The sequence below is a fragment of the Mycoplana sp. 10N416 genome, from assembly GCF_056394765.1.
In genome coordinates this window covers 346013-362734 of sequence record NZ_JBFTIM010000005.1, presented here as the reverse complement: position 1 = coordinate 362734, position 16722 = coordinate 346013, and the positions used below count along the sequence as shown (strand labels likewise).

The window sequence follows — 16722 nt, the reverse complement described above, 5'->3', positions numbered from 1 at the left end:
CGGTAACGCCGTGGCAAACCCGCCGTCAGTTATTTTTCCGTTTTCGCCAAGCCGATCGACGGTCACGATCGTAGGATGAAACCAGGCCTACCAGCCCGCAAAATCGACCAGTAAGCTTTCGTCGACCCGTCCCGCGACGACATCGGCGAGTGCCTGGCTGAGGATGGCGGTGCCTTCAAGCGCCTGGCCTTGCGTGAGCGTCAGGGGCGGGGTGAACTCCAGCACATTGGAACGCACACCAACATAATAGAGCACGAGGCCGAGCTGAAAGGCGCGGAAAACCGTAAGCGCTGTTTGCCGCGCAGCCGGCTCGCGGGTGGTGCGATCCGTCACAAGCTCGACGCCGAGCGCAAGGCCGTGGCCACGGACATCGCCGATCAGAGCATGACGCGCGGCAAGACCGTGAAGCGCTTCCCGCAGGGCGCGCCCGGTTCGTTCGGCATTCTCGATGAGATGGTCGCGCTCGATCGTCTCCAGAACGGCGAGCGCCGCCGCGGCGCAGACCGGGTTGCCATGCACGGTCTGCAGGGAGAACGCCACCGCGTGGTTGAGGATCGCTTCGGGGCCGACCACGGCGGAAATCGGCAGGCCGCCGCCCAGGCCCTTGCCGAACACGACGATATCCGGCTCGATGCCGGCATGTTCGAAGGCGTTGAACCGGCCGCTGCGGCCGAGGCCGACCTTCACCTCGTCCGAGACGAGGAGGATGCCGTGGCGGCGGCAAAGCGCCTCGATCGCCAGGAAGAAGCCGTCGGGCGGCACCAGCATGCCGCCGTCCGACTGGATCGGCTCGATGAAAAAGGCGGCGACCTCTTCCGGTGGCACCTCGGTTGCGAAAAGTCGTTCGAGATGGGCGAGGGCCGCGTCCCTTGCCGCCTCGGGACTGCCGGCGGCATAGCTGTTCGGATAGGGCACGAGCGTCAGACCCTTTGCCCGCGTGCCTTGCTGCGCCGGATGGCCGGAGACGGCCATGGAGCCGACGGTGCCGCCATGATAGGCGCCGTCGAAGGCGAGAATGCGCGGCCGGCCGGTGGCGGCAACCACCATGCGGGCGACGGTTTCGTTGGCATCCGAGCCGGAATGGCCGAACCAGACACGGCCGCGGGCGCGCTCCGGCACAAGCGACAGCAGCTTTTCGGCGAGGAGGACGCAGGGTTCGTTTGCGGCGGAAAGGTAGCTTGCTCCCGCCTGATCGGAGAGCGCGCGGTTAACAGCCTCGCGGAGGGCTGGGTGTGAGTGACCCAGGCTCGCCGCGCCCCAGGACGCGGCGAAATCGAGAAGCTGCCGGCCGTCGTCGCCGGTAACATACGCGCCACTGCCGCCAACGATCGCCTGCGGGAAGAACCGCAGGTGCGCCATTTTCGAGACGGATCGGCTTTCGCGTGCGTAGAGACCGGACATGCAGCTACCCCCAACTATTTGAAGAAGGTCAGAACCTCGTCGAGCTGGACGACGTGGCAGTAGATCATGTTCATGATCTCCAGTTCCCGCCGGTGCAGCTCATCCGTCGCCGCCGCGCCGCAGTCGTCGACCACCACGACGCCGAAACTTTCGTCGGCGAGGCTGCGCACGGTGGAGGAGACGCACTGGTCGGTGAAGATACCGCAGCAGATGACGTTCTTGATGCCCATGTTATGCAGCACGAGGCGGAGGTTCGTGCCGGTCAGCGCGCTGTCGGTCGTCTTGGAGATAACGATTTCGTCGGAACGCGGCTCGAGTTCCGGCACGATCTGGCCTTCGGGCAGGTCCTGCGGCAAGAGCAGGTAGTTGAAGCCCGGCTTCTTCTGGCTGAGCGAGCGGTCGCGACCATCGGGTTTCAGGCAGGCAATGCGGGCGAAGATGACCTCTACCTTGCGCTTGCGGCATTCTTCGATGAGGCGGGCCGTGTTCGGGATCACCGTTTTCCGCATCCGATCGTAGAAAGGCTGCCAGCGGGCGGTTTCCTCGGGCGTATCCTTCGGGTCGAGATAGGTGTTCTGAATATCGATGACGAGAAGCGCCGTCGTCTCCGGATCGAGCACGATGTCGTCCGGCGCCTCAGCGTTGGCATAGTAAAAGGAACGATAGGCGGTTTTCCAGCTCATGAGGTAGCAATCTCCTTCTCGCGGCGGGTGCGGGTGAGAATGTGGCCGATCTCGCGGTTCGGGAAGAGACCGCCCGGCTTGACGATCATCACGGCGATCATGGCGAGCGCCAGCACGATCTCGGTGAGGCCAACGACCTGGCCGGCGCCCACCGCGGTGGCGTTCAGTGCGCCTTCAGTGCCGCGCAGGCCTTCATAGGCGAAGGTGACGAGGATTGCGCCAGCGACGGCTCCCGTCACCGTATTGGCCCCGCCGATCACCAGCATGGTGATGATGAGGAAGGTTTCCTTCAGGTAGAAGGCCTTCGGTGCGAAGGAAGTGATGAAGTGACCCCACAGCGCCCCGCCGATGCCGGCGATGAAGGCGGCGAGGATGAAGGCCCGCCAGCGCAGATGTGGTATGTCGGCGCCGAGCGCCGCGGCGGCGACCTCGTCCTCACGGGAGGCGCGGAGCAGCTTGCCGGTGCGCGATTCCTTGAAGAACAGCGCCACGACCACCACGACGGCCGCGACGATGGCGGCGATCGGCATGTCCGTGGTTTTCGGCAGGCCGAAGAGCGTGCGCGGGCCGTTGGTGAAGGCGCTCCAGTTGTTCATGACGGTGTAGAGGACGACGAGCAGCGCGAAGGAGGTGATGACGGCCGCAGCATCGGAAAGCCGCATCAGCGGATAGGCGACGACCGCCGCCACGACCGCGGCCACCAGACCGGCCGCAAACATCGCCAGAAGCGGCGAAATCTCCACGGCCTTCATGAACTCGTAGAGATCGGGCAGCGCCATGCCCTTCATCTGGGCCGGGATGGTCAGCACGGCGGACGTATAGGCGCCGAGACCCATGAAGCCGATATGGGCGAAGGAAAGCAGGCCCGAATTGCCCATGAAGGTCTGGAGGCCGACGACGAGCACCAGTGAGATCAGGAGATTGGTGGCGATACGGTCGTAGAGACGGATGCCGAGGACCTGGCTGCCGACCGCAATGACGGCGATGACGGCAATCAGAATGAGCGCAGTGAGGTAGGAATGTTTCATGAGGTCCGCTCCTTCAGGTCCGCTGGCCGCTCGCCGGGCCCTTGATAAGGCCCTGGGGGCGCCAGAGCAGGATCAGGATGACGAGGCTGAAGGTGAAGGCGTCGCGGAATTTCAGGAGATCCTGCGACAGGGTGTAGTTGAGCGTCGTATCGATCAGCGCCAGCAGGAAACCGCCGACGACGGCGCCGGGAAGGCTGCGCATGCCGCCGATGACGGTGGCGATGAATGCGACGAGCAGCGGCTCCAGCCCGACGCCCGGCACGACCGTGCCGATGCGACCGATCCAGAGGATGCCGACAACGCCGGCAAGAAAGCCAGAGAGCGCGAAGGCCGAGGAGATGATGAGGTTTGCCGGCACGCCGAGCATGCGGGCCATGGTGAAGTTCGTCGCAGCGGCGCGCATGGCGATGCCGAGCGTCGTCTTGCGCATGAGGAAGGCGACGGCGGCAAGCAGCACGATGGAGGCGGCGATGGTGATGAGGTTGCGCACCGGCGTGATCGCCCCGCCGATCGAGACCGTCTGCGAGAAGATTTCCGGCAGCGGCACGTTGCGCGGGCGCGGCGAGATGAAGAGCAGCGCCGCGTTCTGCAACAGGTTCGAGAAGGCGAAGGAGGTGATCAGCACCGCCGTCACCGATTTTGCCCGCACCGGACGGAAGGCGGCGTAGTCGGTGAGAATGCCGAACAGTACCGCCATGGCGACGGCAAGCGCGGCCATGACGAGCCAGGGCAGGCCCGAGCCGCTTGAAAGATACATCGTATAGCCGGCAACCATGATGAGTTCGCCATAGGCAAAGTTCACGAGGCGCAGGATGCCGTAGATGATGACGAGGCCGAGGGCCATGAGGGCATAGGCGCCGCCAAGGCTCAGGACGTCGATGACGAACTGGATCGCGAAAGCCATGGATCAGCCCCCCAGATAATGCGCACTGAGATCGCTGCCGGAGCGGATCTCGTCGGCCGTGCCGGATGCGACGATGGCGCCGAGCCGCATGACATAGGCGCGGTCGGCAATGGAAAGCGCCTGGTTCACGTTCTGCTCGACAAGCAGGATGGTCAGGCCCGATTCCTTCAGCGTCGCGATCATCTCGAAGATGCGCTCGACGACGGCCGGCGCGAGGCCGAGCGAAGGCTCGTCGAGGAGCAGGACGCTTGGTCGCGCCATCAGCGCGCGGGCGATGACGAGCATTTGCTGCTCGCCGCCCGAAAGCGTGCCGGCCGGCTGGTTCGAGCGTTCGGCAAGGCGCGGAAAGAGCGCGTGCAGCTTTTCGAGGTTCTGGCGGTTTCCGGCCTGGTCGCGGCGGTGGATGTAGGCGCCGAGCATGAGGTTCTCGGCGACCGTCAGGTCAGGAAACACGTCGCGGGTTTCCGGTACGGTGGCAAGGCCCGCGCGGATGACCTGCTCGGGATTGGCAGCGGTGATGTCCTTGCCTTCGAGCGTAATCGAGCCGCCCGCCGTCTTCAGCGCGCCGGCGATGCATTTGATGGTCGAGGATTTGCCGGCACCGTTTGCGCCGAGCAGGCTGACCAACTCGCCCTTGCCGACGGTGAAGCTGATGCCGCGTACGGCGCGGATCGTGCCGTAGCTGACGGAAAGATCGGTGACGTCAAGCATGGACCGCCCCCTTGCCGAGATAGGCCTCGATGACGGCCGGATGGCTGCGGACATGGGCGGCATCGCCCTCGGCAATGGTGCGGCCGGAGGCGAGGACGTGCAGCCGGTGGCAGAGGCGCATGATAAGGCCCATGTCGTGGTCGATGATCAGCAGGCCGAGACCGCGCGTCTTCGGCAGTTCGGAAAGCGTGTGCAGCAGGGTCTCGGACTCGGCGTCGTTCATGCCGGCGGCCGGCTCGTCGAGGAGCAGGAAACGCGGCTCGGCGGCGAGCGCCCGGGCGATCTCGACCCGGCGCTTGTCGCCGTAGCTGAGGCTTTCGCCCAACTCGTCCGCCTTCGCCGATAGATTGAGCTCGGCAAGAAGGCCGGCCGCGCGCTCGGCGGCGACAGCGCGGGAGGCGCCCTTCGCGAGTGCCGCGGCCTCGACATTCTCCAATACCGTCATCGTGTTGAAAAGGCGGACGATCTGGAATGAGCGGCTGACGCCGGCAAGGGCGATCTTGCGCGGCGAGAGACCGGACAGAGTGGTGTCGCCGGCGAGGATTGTGCCGGTCGCTAGCTTCACCTGGCCGGTGATAGCATTGATGAGCGTCGTCTTGCCGGAGCCGTTCGGCCCGATCAGGCCGACGACCTCGCCGGTGGCGACGGAGAGCGACACATGGTCGAGGGCGCGGAGGCCGGTGAATTCCACCGACACGTCGTTAACCGCGAGACGCGTTTCAGGCATGGCTTTTCCGAAAGTGGGGGGGCCGGCTTTCACACCGGCCCGTGAACGCGGATCAGGGATTCGGCAGGGATTCCGGCTTGCGCCAGCCGACGAAGCTCGGCTTGCCGCCCTTCAGTTCGATGACGGCCGCGGCCTTGTTCGGCACATGGCCTTCTTCCGCGGTGCCGTAATCGAGGTCGCCGGTCAAGAGCTTGAATTGGCCGTCTTCCAGCGCCTTGGCGAGCGCGCCGCCTTCCGTCGTGCCAGCCGCCTTAATTGCGTCGGCGATCATCATGATCGTGTCCCAGCCGGTCGAGACGAAGGACGTATCCGGCGCACTGCCGTGCATCTGGGTATAGAGCTCGATGAATTTCGGCATGTCCGGATGCGCTTCCGGGCCCATCCAGGTGTGGGTGACGAAAAAGACGTTGTTGCCGAACTTTTCGCCGAGCGACTCGTGCATGGCCGGGTCGTCATAGGCGTCGCCGCCGAGGACCGGCGCATCATAGCCGACTTCCCGCAGCGCGCGGATGATCACGCCGATATCCGTGCCGTAGGACGAAACGAAGATCACGTCCGGTTTCTTGCCGAGCGCCTGGAGACGCGCGAGTTGGGCGGAAAAGTTGTTGTCGCCGTTGGTATAGGTGTCTTCCAGCAGGATCTCGCCGCCGTCGGCCTTGAACTGCTCGACGAAATATTTCGAGAGCGACTTGGTGTAGGCGATGAACTGGTCGGTCACGACATAGGCCGTCTTCCAGCCCTTCTCCTTGACCGCGAAATCGGCTGCCGTCGCCCCCATCGTGGTGTTCCACATGGAGAGCGTGAACTGCTTGTCGCCGAGCGACCAGGACGAATAGAGCGGGTCGGAGGCGCAGGTCGAAATGCCGACGAGGCCGGCCGATTGCGCCTCGCGGCTTGCCGGCGAACCGAAGTCGAAGTCGCACGGCGCGACGATGACCTGAGCACCCTTGTCGATCAGCTCGACGGCGACGTTGCCGACCGTAACCGGATCGGACTTGCCGTCGATGTTGATGAACTCGACCTGCTTGCCGAGCACACCGCCATTGTCGTTGAGATATTTCACCGCCACCTGGGCGCCGTTATAGCCGGGGGTGTCGAGCGGGGCCTGGATGCCCGTCATCGACAGCGCGCCGCCGATCACGATCTTGTCGTCGTCGGCAAGGGCAGCGGAAGAGGCAAGCGCCAGGCTCGCCGCCAGAAGCAGTTTGGAAGTCCTCAATTTCATTATCGTTCCCCTTATGATGCCTTATGGCAGTGGATGGACGCGGGCCGGCCTTTTGTTTTGTTGTAGGCCCGCTTTCGAATGCTCCTTGTTCGTTTCGCCGATCCTTCCCGGCAGTCTTACTGCCCGATTTCCTTCAGGAGATCATCAGTCGAGATCTGGCGGCAATAGCCCTTGATGGCGCTGAGCGAAAAATCGTGCCGCTCCTGCGAGTAGGTGCCGCAGGCGTCCGGCACGAGCGTCACAAGATAGTTGAGATCGCAGGCGTCGCGTACGGCCGATTCCACGCATTGATCGGTCAGGAGGCCGCACAGCACGATCTGCTTCACGCCGAGATTGCGCAAGATATAGTCGATATGGGTGGAGATGAAGACGCTGGAGGAGCTTTTCGGGAAAACGATCTCATCTTCCAGCGGCTCCAGTTCGTCGATGACCTTGCCGTCCCAAGATCCCTTCGGCACGTTGAATCCGGTGATCTTGTAGTCGAGGCTGCGGTCGCGGCCATCCTTGGTCAGGCTCTCGATCGTCGTGTGCAGCACCTCGATGCCCGCCTTGCGAAAACCGTCGAGCAGGCGTTGCATATTGGGGATCGCCACCTCGTGGATGCGCTTGAAATAATAGCCGTATTTGCCTTCGATCTCGGCATCGGAGACGTCCTTGAACTCACCGCCCTCGCGGCGCACGGAAAAGTTCTGCACGTCGATGAAGAGGATGGCGGAGGCGGCCGGGTCGAGCGGCAGGTTCCGCGTGGTCAGATGGTCAGCGGCCATCGGGGGTTCCTTCGAGGTTTTCGGCCGCAAGGCGCAGAGGCATGGCGAGGCGCTCGGCCCATTCCTGTTGGCCGCGGGCGTCGTTGATGAGATCGTTGCGTATTTCGAGAAGCACGTGCGGAATGCCGCGCCGCTCGCCATGCACCGGGATCGTGTAGTCCGAGATATCGTCGACGTGATACGGTGCGTTGAGTTTCACCGTGACGTCCGGATTGGCCGCGCGAAACGCCTCCGCCAACCGCTCGGCCAGACGGGCATCGCGGTTATAGAGAAGGCCGAGTTCGAAATCGCGCACAGCGCCGGTCGCGCGCATGATCGGCGTGAAACTATGCACCGAGACAAGGCAGGATGGCTTGCCAGCCGCCTGCCGCTGGTCTAGCGCCGTGGCGATGGCCTCGTGCAGCGGTTGGTGGATTTCCACGTAGCGGGCGCGGCGTTCCGTGTCGGAGATATCCGCGTTGGCCGGGATTGTCGTGCCATCGCTTTGCAGGACGACGCAGTCCGTCGCATCGAAGGGGCGGTTGCAGTCTACGACAAGGCGGCTGTAGCGCTGGAGAATGAGCGCGGCATCGAGGCGTTCGGCAAGGCCGCGGGCAACACCCTCGGCGCCGACGTCGTAGGCGATATGGCGATCCATCTCCTCCGGGGCGATGCCGAGGTCGCCGAGTGCCAGAGGCACGCTGCGACCCGCATGTTCGCAGGTGAGAAAGATCGTCGAGGCGCCGCCGGCGTTGATCCGCACCACGGGATCGGGGTCGCCTGCACTCAGCACTCTGGTCGTGTCGCGATCAGTAAACCTGAGCATGCAAACAAATCCGTCAAACGGTCCGGCAGGGCCGGAAGCACGGGCTTCGATGACGGACAGTCAAAGAAATTTTTCAATCATAGTCAATCTTATTTTTTCCGTTTGACTAAATTTTTTCATGGCGCAAGTATCCGCCCCAACAAGGGAACGAACGCCAATGAGCGATGGAAAATCATCGACGACGGTCCGCACGAGAATTCGCGAGGCCGCCGCGCAGCTGACCGCCAGCGAGCGGAAGATCGCAAACGCGATCCTCGCGGACTATCCTTTCACCGGCCTTGAAAGCATCCAGGAACTGGCAGCAAAGACCGGCGTCAGCGCGCCCTCCATTACCCGTTTCGTCAGCAAGATCGGCTGCGGTGGCTTCCATGATTTGCAACGCCACTTGATTGCCGAGCTGAAGGAGGGGCAGCGTTCGCCGCTCGACCTGAAGTCCACCCAGAAGCCGGTTGGTCAATCGGAGTTTCTGCCGGAATACATCGAGCGGGTTTCTTCCGTCCTGCAGGAAATGACAGCGACCGTCTCGCTGGCGCAGTTCGATATTCTTGCCGCTCTCCTCGCGGATTCCTCGCGCAACATCTATTTGCTTGGCGGCCGCATCAGCGACAATGTCGCTTCCTTCCTGTCGATCCATCTGCGGCAGATCCGCAGCGGCATCTACCACATGGCCGACAATCCGGAGTTCTGGCCGGAGTATGTGCTGCGCATGCGCAAGAAGGACGTGGTCGTGCTGTTCGACTTCCGGCGGTACCAGCCCAGCCTCTCGCGCCTTGCCGAGGCAATCGCGGAAAAGCAGGGCGCGACGATCGTCGTCGTTACCGACAAATGGATTTCTCCCGCCGCACGCAGCGCCGATCACATCATCGCGCTGCCGATTGATGCAGGCACGGCCTGGGACACGGTCGCGGCGGCAATCGTTCTCGTCGAGGCGCTGATTGTGCGCGTCTCCGAAGCCGATTGGGAGGCAACGCAGAAGCGCATCGGCGATTGGGACGGCATCCGTTTCTCGCTGCCGGGATATGACCAGAACCAGATCAATGGGGACGCAGATGAAACGTGAAGAAATGATGGTTGCCTGCTGCGGCGATCTCTCGGGGAAGGTGCGCGGCAAGGCCTTTCCGCTGTCGCAGATGGAAAAGCGCCTGAAGCGGGGGGTCGGCTGGACGCCGACCAATGTGCAGATCACCTGCTTCGACGCCATCGCCGAAAGCCCCTTCGGCTCGCTCGGCGATCTCGTGCTCATTCCCGATCCAGCAACCAGCGTCAGCATCGAAAGCGAGGAGGGGGCGCCGAACGAGAATTTCGTTCTCGGCAATATCCGCTATACGGACGGGCGGCCCTGGGAATTCTGCACGCGCTCGATCCTCGAAGCGGCGCTCGAACGCCTGCAAAAGGTGGCGGGCGTCACCCTTTACGGCGCCTTCGAGCATGAGTTCCAGATCAAGCATCTCGTTTCCGAAGTCGGACAGGCCTTCACGCTTGGCGGCTTCCAGGAGGAGCGTCATTTCTGCGAGGCGATCATCGCCGCGATGCGTCAGGCCGGCGTGACGCCGGATACGATCCTGAAGGAATTCGGCGCGGGCCAGTTTGAAGTGACGATGGGGCCGCAGAAGGGCGTCACCGTCGCGGATCATTCGCTGATTACGCGGGAGCTCGTCGGCCTGGTTGCGCGCGAACTCGGCTATGATCCAACCTTCACGCCGATCCGCGATCCAGCCGGCGTCGGCAACGGCGTGCATGTGCACATGAGCATGCTGGATTCGGCAGGCAATCCCGTTACCTACGATCCGAACGGCAAGCACGAGCTTTCCGACGTTGCTGGAAAATTCGTCGCGGGCATCCTGAAATATCTCGATTCGATCGTCGCCATCACTGCGCCGAGCGTGGTTTCCTACCTGCGCCTGACGCCGCATCGCTGGAGCGCTGCATTCAACAATCTCGGTTTTCGTGACCGGGAAGCCTCGGTGCGTATCTGCCCGGTCTCCGACATCAGCGACATCGACCGCGCCTCCCAGTTCAATTTCGAGTTCCGTGCCGCCGATGGTGCGGCAAATCCGCATCTGGCGCTCGCCGCGATCGTCCATGCCGGCGTACAGGGAATCGAGGAAGGCTTGGAGGTGCCCGAGGCGACCCAGGAAGATCTCTCGTTGCTGAGCACCGAAGCTCTGGCCGCCCGCGGTTATGTCCGCCTGCCGCAGACGCTGGAAGCGGCCCTCCAGCGCTTCAGGGAGAATTCGACGGTTTGCGGCTGGTTTCCAGAAGGGTTTGCCGACGTCTACGTGAAGCACAAGGAAGGCGAGATCGCCTTTTTGGCCGACAAGTCCCAGGCGGAGATCTGCGCCGCATATGAGCATGCCTATTGACGGTGTCACCTGGCTTGCTGGGGCGCGTGCGTCACTTCAAGTGAAGATCGGCCGCGCCCGTATCTAAGGCGCGGCCACATCGCCTCATGCAAGCTCCTGGCTCAGAATGATAGCACCCGAGCAGTACTTCGCGATGGGAGCATCATCCAGACGCCCTGGTTTTGCGCCACTTGTTCTCGAATACGGGATCTATGACCAGAAGGAAGGCATGTGCTCTTACCTGCGGAGCCCGGTAAGAGCCGCGAATGAACTCTATCAAGGCATGTCCTTTTTCTATTTCACCGCCTTCTCGGCAGTTCCTAAGCTGAGCGACCTCTCGCATTGGGAGCATCTTGCTTAGGAGACACCGAGAATGAATACAGGCATACAGTCGGGCGACCTGCCCCGGCTCCAGGAAATGCACAATGGGGAGAAGGTCGTCCCCACCTTCAGCGAAGCTGAGATGAAGCGTCGACAGGACGGCCTGCGTCGAGTTCTGGACGATCTGAAACTGGATGCGGCGCTGCTGACGTCCTACCACAACATCAATTATTTCGCCGATTTCATCTATTGCTCCTTCGCCCGCCGCTACGCCCTGATCGTGACGGACAGCAAGGCGACAAGCATTTCCGCCGGCGTGGACGCCGGCCAGCCCTGGCGCCGGACCTTTGGCGACAACATCACCTACACGGACTGGCGCAAGGACAACTATTTTCACGCGCTCCAGCGCCAGTTGAAAGGCATGAAGCGGGTCGGAATCGAGTTCGACCATGTCACGCTGGAGACCCGCGCGCTTCTGCAAGAGGCGTTTCCGGACGTGGAGTTCCGCGACATCGGACAGCCGGTCATGTGGATGCGCACGATCAAATCGCCGGAGGAGATCGCCATCATCACCGAGGGCGCCCGCACGGCGGACGTCGGCGGCGCGGCCATCAAGGCGCTGATCGCCGAAGGCGTGCCCGAATACGATCTCGCGCTTGCCGGAACCCAGGCGATGGTCCGTCACATAGCGCAGGTCTATCCGCACGCGGAGCTGATGGACAGCTGGGTCTGGTTCCAGTCCGGTGTCAACACCGACGGTGCGCACAACCCGGTGACCAGCCGTCGTCTGCAGAAGGGCGACATCCTGTCGATGAACTGCTTCCCGATGATCGCTGGCTACTACACGGCGCTCGAGCGCACCATGTTCCTGGACCACGCCTCCGATGAGCATCTGAGGATCTGGGAGATCAACTGCCAGGTCCACCGCCGCGGCCTCGAGCTGCTGAAGCCCGGTGCACGCTGCGGCGACGTCGCCGCCGAGCTGAACGAGATGTATCGCGAGCATGGCCTGCTGAAGTACAGGTCGTTCGGCTACGGACATTCCTTCGGCGTCATGTGCCACTACTACGGCCGAGAGGGGGGTGTGGAGTTGCGGGAGGACGTCAACACCATCCTGCAACCCAACATGGTCGTTTCGATGGAGCCCATGGTCTCCATCCCGGAAGGAAGACCAGGGGCCGGCGGATACCGCGAGCACGACATTCTGGTGCTCAAGGAGGATGGCAGCAACGAGAACATCACCAAGTTCCCGTTTGGACCAAAACACAACATCATCCTGGCCTGACGCGAAGCCGAAGGGGCCCCAAAAAAAGATCGGGCGCCTTCGATCTTCCAGGATGCATGTTCACGGGTGGCGCGCGCAAGGACGCGGTACCGCTTTGCCGGCGACACGAGTTCGCCTAGAACCGGCGACGGCCGAACAGAGGCCGGCCGTCGCAACTGTCTGCAGTCACGAGACAACGAGGTTCATTCCATGCGGAGTATTCCGACCGATCTGCTGCGAACTTTCGTCACCATCATCGACGTGCGCGGCTACACCCGTGCCGGCGAGCGTCTCGGTCGGACGCAACCCACGATCAGCTCCCAGATAAGGCGGCTTCAGGACCTGCTCGGCGTTCAGCTTTTCAGCCGTGACATCAAGGAAGCCGGCGGCGTCTATCTTACCGAGGAAGGGGAGATCGTGGCGACTTACGCCCGGCGCATGCTGCTTCTGAACGACGAGATGATGCTGCGGATTTCCCGGCGCGACACACGCGGCAAGCTGCGGCTGGGCATCCCCAGCGACTACGCGGATCATTTCATGCCCAAGCTCATGGCTGGCCTGACTTTCGAACAGGCAGGCTTCACCTTCGAGGTTGTCTGCGACCTCTCCTACGTCCTGCTGAAGGGATTGCGCGAAGGCCAGTTCGACATCGTGGTCGCGATGACGGCGGACGGGCCGGCGGAGTCGGCATTCATGACCTGGCGTGAGCCGCTGACTTGGGTGGGCAGCAGTCCCGAGGCTGCGCTTAATGATCCGCTGCGCATCGTCAGCTTCCCGGAAGGCTGCGTTTACCGCCGCAGCATGCTCGGCGCGCTGCAGCGGGAAGGGCGCAACTTCGACCTCGTCTATTCGAGCCCGAGCCAGTCCTGCATCGAATCCGCGATCGCCAACGGCTTTGGTGTCAGCGTCCTGGCGAAGAGGGTCCTGTCCGACAAGGTCTTCCAGATCGGCCTCGACAAGTCGCTGCCGCGTCTGGAGGATGCCGTCGTCGGCATTTATGTCAGCGACCGCGCCCGTTCGGCCACCCAGAGCTTTGCCGCGCGCTTCGCCGACATGTTCGTAAGCCACAACGCCGAGGACTGACTGGCATCGAGCGCACAGTTAGGCAGCGCCGCGCGCTGCCTAACTGGGTAAACATCTAGCGCCAGTTCTCAAATCTTCTCCACCAGAAAGTCGATGAACGCCCGGATCCGTGCGGCAAGATGCTCGTGCCCGGCGAAGACGGCGTGGATGACTTCAGTGTCGCCAGGATTGAAGCCCTCCAGTACGGGCACCAGCGCTCCGGCGACAATGTCCGGCTCGACATGGAAACGTCCGATGCGGCCGAGGCCGAGGCCGTCGAGACAGAGCTGACGCAGGATCGCGCCGTTGGAGACCAGCATGTTGCCTGTGACGTCGTAGGCTTCGACGGTCTGGCCGTCCTCGAGGAGAAACGGCCAATCGTCCATGCTACGGCGGAAATTGAAGCGCAGGCAATTGTGGCTGGATAGCTCCGCTGGGTGTTTTGGCGTGCCGTGTCGTTCGAGATAGGCCGGCGCAGCGATGACGACCTTGCGGCTTTCCAGCAGTTTTCGCGCTTTCAGCGAGGAATCCCGCAAGGGGCCCGATCGGATGGCGACATCGGTGCGTTCGCCGATCACGTCGATGACGCCGTCGGTGAGCGTCAAGTCCAGTTCGATCTCCGGATAAAGTGCCAGAAAGGCCGGCACGAGCGGCAGGATATAGCGCTCGCCGAAGCCGACCGAGGCATTTACCCGCAGCGGCCCGCGCGGCACGATCCGCGCGCCCTCGGCCACGATGCGCTCGGTTTCGGCAATGTCGGAGAGGATGCGCCGCGCCCGCCCCAGATAGACCTCGCCTTCCGGCGTCAGCTCCAGCCGGCGCGTGGTGCGCACGAGAAGCCGTGCGCCGAGCCGGTCCTCTATGCGGGTGACGAGTTTGCTGACGGCGGAAGGCGACAGACGTAGCTTGCGGCCGGCGGCCGAAAAGCTCTTCAGCTCCGCCGCCAGCACGAAGACTTCCATTTCGCCTGCGCGGTTGTCCATTCCTTACCCGTGAATTCAATTCACATATGCTTATCCACTTCCGCGGATTAACGCGCAAGTGGCCGTGCCCCATATTCCGCCCCGAACAAACTTCAACCCAAAAGGACCCGGTCTAGCGCCGGGCGTGGGGACCCGCCATGCCACTTGCCCTCTTTGCCCTTACCGTCGCGGCCTACGCGATCGGCACCACGGAATTCGTGATCGTCGGCCTGCTGCCGACCGTCGCCACCGACCTTAACATCACCCTGCCGCTCGCCGGCCTCATCGTCTCGGTCTATGCGCTCGGCGTCACTTTTGGCGCGCCGGTGCTCACTGCGCTTACCGGAAAGCTCGGGCGCAAGCCGCTGCTGCTCGGTCTCATGGCCCTCTTCATCGCCGGCAATGCGATCGCAGCGCTTTCGCCAAGCTATGAAATGCTGCTCGTCGGCCGCGTGCTTTCGGCCTTCGCGCACGGCGTCTTCTTCTCCGTCGGCGCCACCATCGCGGCCGATCTCGTGGCACCGGACCGCCGGGCCTCGGCCATCGCCATGATGTTCATGGGCCTGACCGTTGCCATCGTCACCGGCGTGCCGCTCGGCACCTTCATCGGCCAGACGTTCGGCTGGCGCGCCACGTTCTGGGCCGTGGCTGCCCTGGGCCTCGTCGCCTTCGCCGCCATCGCCCTGCTGCTGCCGGCAAACCTCAAGCGCGAAAAGCCGGCGGGCCTGATGGAACAGGTGCGCGTGCTCGGCTCGGGCCGCCTGCTCATCGTCTTCGCCATGACGGCGCTCGGCTATGGCGGCACCTTCGTGACCTTCACCTTCCTCTCACCGTTGCTGCAGGAAATCACCGGTCTTTCCGAGGGCACCGTCAGCCTCGTGCTGGTGCTCTATGGCGCGGCCATCGCCTTCGGCAACATCGTCGGCGGCAAGGTGGCGGACCGCGACCCCGTGAAGGCGCTCGTCGTGCTCTTCGCCTTGCAGGCCGCCGTTCTTGTCATCCTCACCTTCACCGCGCCGTCGCCGGTCTTCGCGCTGGTCACGCTCGCCGCCCTCGGCTTCCTGTCCTTCGCCAATGTGCCAGGCCTGCAGCTCTATGTCGTCGACATGGCCAAGCGCCACCGCCCGGCCGCCATCGACGTCGCCTCGGCGCTCAACATCGCCGCCTTCAACCTCGGCATCGCCGCCGGCGCGTGGATCGGCGGGCTGGTCGTCGCCTCGCCGCTCGGCCTTGGCGCAACGCCGTGGATCGGCGCCATCCTCGTCGCCGCCGCGCTCGCCCTGACCCTTCTGAGCGGCGCGCTCGATCGGCGCGAACGCAGCCAGCCGGACGCCGCCTGTCAGCCCGCCTGAAGCCCATTACCCCGCCGGGGCGTTCCCCCTTCAACCTTTGCCGTAATTCCGGACGCAAAACCGCTTCGCACTTTTGCTGGAATTGCTTGCGCTCCGGCGGGCCACCAACCTCACAAGGAGAAACCGATGAAAACCGTCAACGCCAATGGCGCCCACATCACCCAGCTCGGCTTCGGCACCTTCCGCATGCCGGAAAACGAAGTCCTCTCCATCCTGCCGAAGGCGCTGCAAAGCGGCTTCACCCATGTCGATACCGCCCAGATATACGAGAACGAGGCGGCCGTCGGCGAGGCGATCCAGCAATTCGGCATCGCCCGCGAAAACATCTTTCTCACCACCAAGGTCTGGGTCGCGAACTACGCCAAGGACGCCTTCGCGGCTTCCGTCGAGGAAAGCCTGCGCAAGCTGAAGACCGACCATGTCGATCTTCTCCTCCTGCACTGGCCGAACGAGGTCGTGCCGCTGGAGGTGCAGATCGCCGAGCTCAACGCCGTGCGCGAACGCGGCCTGACCAAGCATATCGGCGTCAGCAACTTCAACACCGCGCTGATGGCCGAGGCCGTGCGCCTCAGCGCCGCGCCGCTCGCCACCAACCAGGTTGAATACCATCCCTTCCTCGACCAGACGAAGGTGCTGGAAGCCACGGCCACCTATGGCATGGCGCTCACCGCCTACTATGCCATGGCTGACGGCAAGGTGCCGAACGATCCGTTGCTGAAGGAGATCGGCGAGAAGCATGGCAAGTCGGCTGCGCAGGTCACGCTGCGCTGGCTGATCCAGCAGCCGGACGTGGTGGCGCTCACCAAGACGGCGACGGAGGCACGGCTTGCCGAAAATCTCGCGGTCTTCGACTTTGCGCTGACGGCGGATGAGATGATGCGCATCCACAAGCTTGCCCGGCCGGACGGCCGCATCGTCAGCCCGGATGGCCTGGCACCGGCCTGGGACGGCGCGGCCTGACATGTCGATTGCCCGCACAGCCTGACCTGGCGGGCATTTCGATCCCGCAGGCCCGGAGTAGCGTCCTAACTCGGCAGATGCACGCCGGCTTGGGCGTTACTTCGATGCTGCAGGGCACTTGGGCGCCGCCAATGCCCAAGCCCCTCTTTCTCGGTTCTGACCTTAGTTCTGAGTATTGAGCACTCACCCATTGCGGAGTTGCGGTTTC

General features: G+C 63.4%; 16 protein-coding genes. 6 read left to right on the top strand and 10 right to left on the bottom strand.

From position 1 onward, the window contains the following. Positions 1–87 precede the first annotated feature (87 nt). The 9 genes from AC1DDS_RS13105 to AC1DDS_RS13065 form a co-directional block, all read right to left on the bottom strand. Complete coding sequence (locus AC1DDS_RS13105) at positions 88–1401, bottom strand: aspartate aminotransferase family protein (RefSeq protein WP_477479291.1); 1314 nt, start codon at positions 1399–1401, stop codon at positions 88–90. A gap of 14 nt (positions 1402–1415) precedes the next feature. Continuing rightward, a complete protein-coding gene (locus AC1DDS_RS13100; protein WP_477479290.1) occupies positions 1416–2084 on the bottom strand; it encodes a cysteine hydrolase family protein in 669 nt (222 codons plus the stop codon). Next, entirely contained in the window at positions 2081–3112 is a 1032-nt protein-coding gene (locus AC1DDS_RS13095) for a branched-chain amino acid ABC transporter permease (protein ID WP_477479289.1), read from the bottom strand. The genes AC1DDS_RS13100 and AC1DDS_RS13095 overlap by 4 nt, the downstream gene beginning before the upstream one ends. Positions 3113–3125: 13 nt before the next feature. Further along, on the bottom strand, positions 3126–4016 hold the full coding sequence (locus AC1DDS_RS13090) for a branched-chain amino acid ABC transporter permease (protein WP_310420175.1): 891 nt from the start codon (positions 4014–4016) through the stop codon (positions 3126–3128). 3 nt (positions 4017–4019) lie between these two features. Continuing rightward, complete coding sequence (locus tag AC1DDS_RS13085; RefSeq protein WP_477479288.1) at positions 4020–4727, bottom strand: ABC transporter ATP-binding protein; 708 nt, start codon at positions 4725–4727, stop codon at positions 4020–4022. After that, on the bottom strand, positions 4720–5454 hold the full coding sequence (locus AC1DDS_RS13080; RefSeq protein ID WP_477479287.1) for an ABC transporter ATP-binding protein: 735 nt from the start codon (positions 5452–5454) through the stop codon (positions 4720–4722). The genes AC1DDS_RS13085 and AC1DDS_RS13080 overlap by 8 nt, the downstream gene beginning before the upstream one ends. A 52-nt stretch (positions 5455–5506) precedes the next feature. Further along, positions 5507–6679, bottom strand: coding sequence for an ABC transporter substrate-binding protein (locus tag AC1DDS_RS13075; RefSeq protein WP_477479286.1), 1173 nt, complete (start codon positions 6677–6679; stop codon positions 5507–5509). Between the two features lie 116 nt (positions 6680–6795). After that, positions 6796–7446, bottom strand: a complete 651-nt coding sequence (locus AC1DDS_RS13070) for a cysteine hydrolase family protein (protein WP_477479285.1) — start codon at positions 7444–7446, stop codon at positions 6796–6798. Beyond that, positions 7436–8251 (bottom strand): N-formylglutamate amidohydrolase, encoded by an 816-nt coding sequence (locus AC1DDS_RS13065; RefSeq protein WP_477479284.1) that lies wholly within the window; start codon positions 8249–8251, stop codon positions 7436–7438. The genes AC1DDS_RS13070 and AC1DDS_RS13065 overlap by 11 nt, the downstream gene beginning before the upstream one ends. Positions 8252–8408: 157 nt before the next feature. Here AC1DDS_RS13065 and AC1DDS_RS13060 point away from each other — a divergent pair, with 157 nt between their 5' ends. From AC1DDS_RS13060 to AC1DDS_RS13045, 4 genes are all read left to right on the top strand, one after another. Next, positions 8409–9311, top strand: coding sequence for a MurR/RpiR family transcriptional regulator (locus AC1DDS_RS13060; RefSeq protein WP_477479283.1), 903 nt, complete (start codon positions 8409–8411; stop codon positions 9309–9311). Further along, complete coding sequence (locus tag AC1DDS_RS13055) at positions 9301–10614, top strand: glutamine synthetase family protein (RefSeq protein WP_477479282.1); 1314 nt, start codon at positions 9301–9303, stop codon at positions 10612–10614. The genes AC1DDS_RS13060 and AC1DDS_RS13055 overlap by 11 nt, the downstream gene beginning before the upstream one ends. Before the next feature lie 352 nt (positions 10615–10966). Continuing rightward, positions 10967–12199, top strand: coding sequence for a M24 family metallopeptidase (locus AC1DDS_RS13050; RefSeq protein ID WP_477479281.1), 1233 nt, complete (start codon positions 10967–10969; stop codon positions 12197–12199). A gap of 189 nt (positions 12200–12388) precedes the next feature. Then, positions 12389–13261 carry a LysR family transcriptional regulator gene (locus AC1DDS_RS13045; RefSeq protein WP_477479280.1) on the top strand — a complete coding sequence of 291 codons (873 nt, stop codon included), beginning with the start codon at positions 12389–12391 and terminating at the stop codon, positions 13259–13261. Between the two features lie 68 nt (positions 13262–13329). On the opposite strand, the gene AC1DDS_RS13040 is transcribed toward AC1DDS_RS13045, so the two are convergent. Continuing rightward, a complete protein-coding gene (locus tag AC1DDS_RS13040) occupies positions 13330–14223 on the bottom strand; it encodes a LysR family transcriptional regulator (RefSeq protein ID WP_477479279.1) in 894 nt (297 codons plus the stop codon). A gap of 137 nt (positions 14224–14360) precedes the next feature. Between AC1DDS_RS13040 and AC1DDS_RS13035 the strand changes: the two genes are divergently transcribed. Together AC1DDS_RS13035 and AC1DDS_RS13030 are read left to right on the top strand one after the other, a co-directional pair. Further along, a complete protein-coding gene (locus tag AC1DDS_RS13035) occupies positions 14361–15554 on the top strand; it encodes an MFS transporter (protein ID WP_477479278.1) in 1194 nt (397 codons plus the stop codon). A gap of 126 nt (positions 15555–15680) precedes the next feature. Further along, positions 15681–16514: an aldo/keto reductase gene (locus AC1DDS_RS13030; RefSeq protein ID WP_477479277.1), complete on the top strand. Its 834-nt coding sequence runs from the start codon at positions 15681–15683 to the stop codon at positions 16512–16514. Positions 16515–16722: the final 208 nt, after the last annotated feature.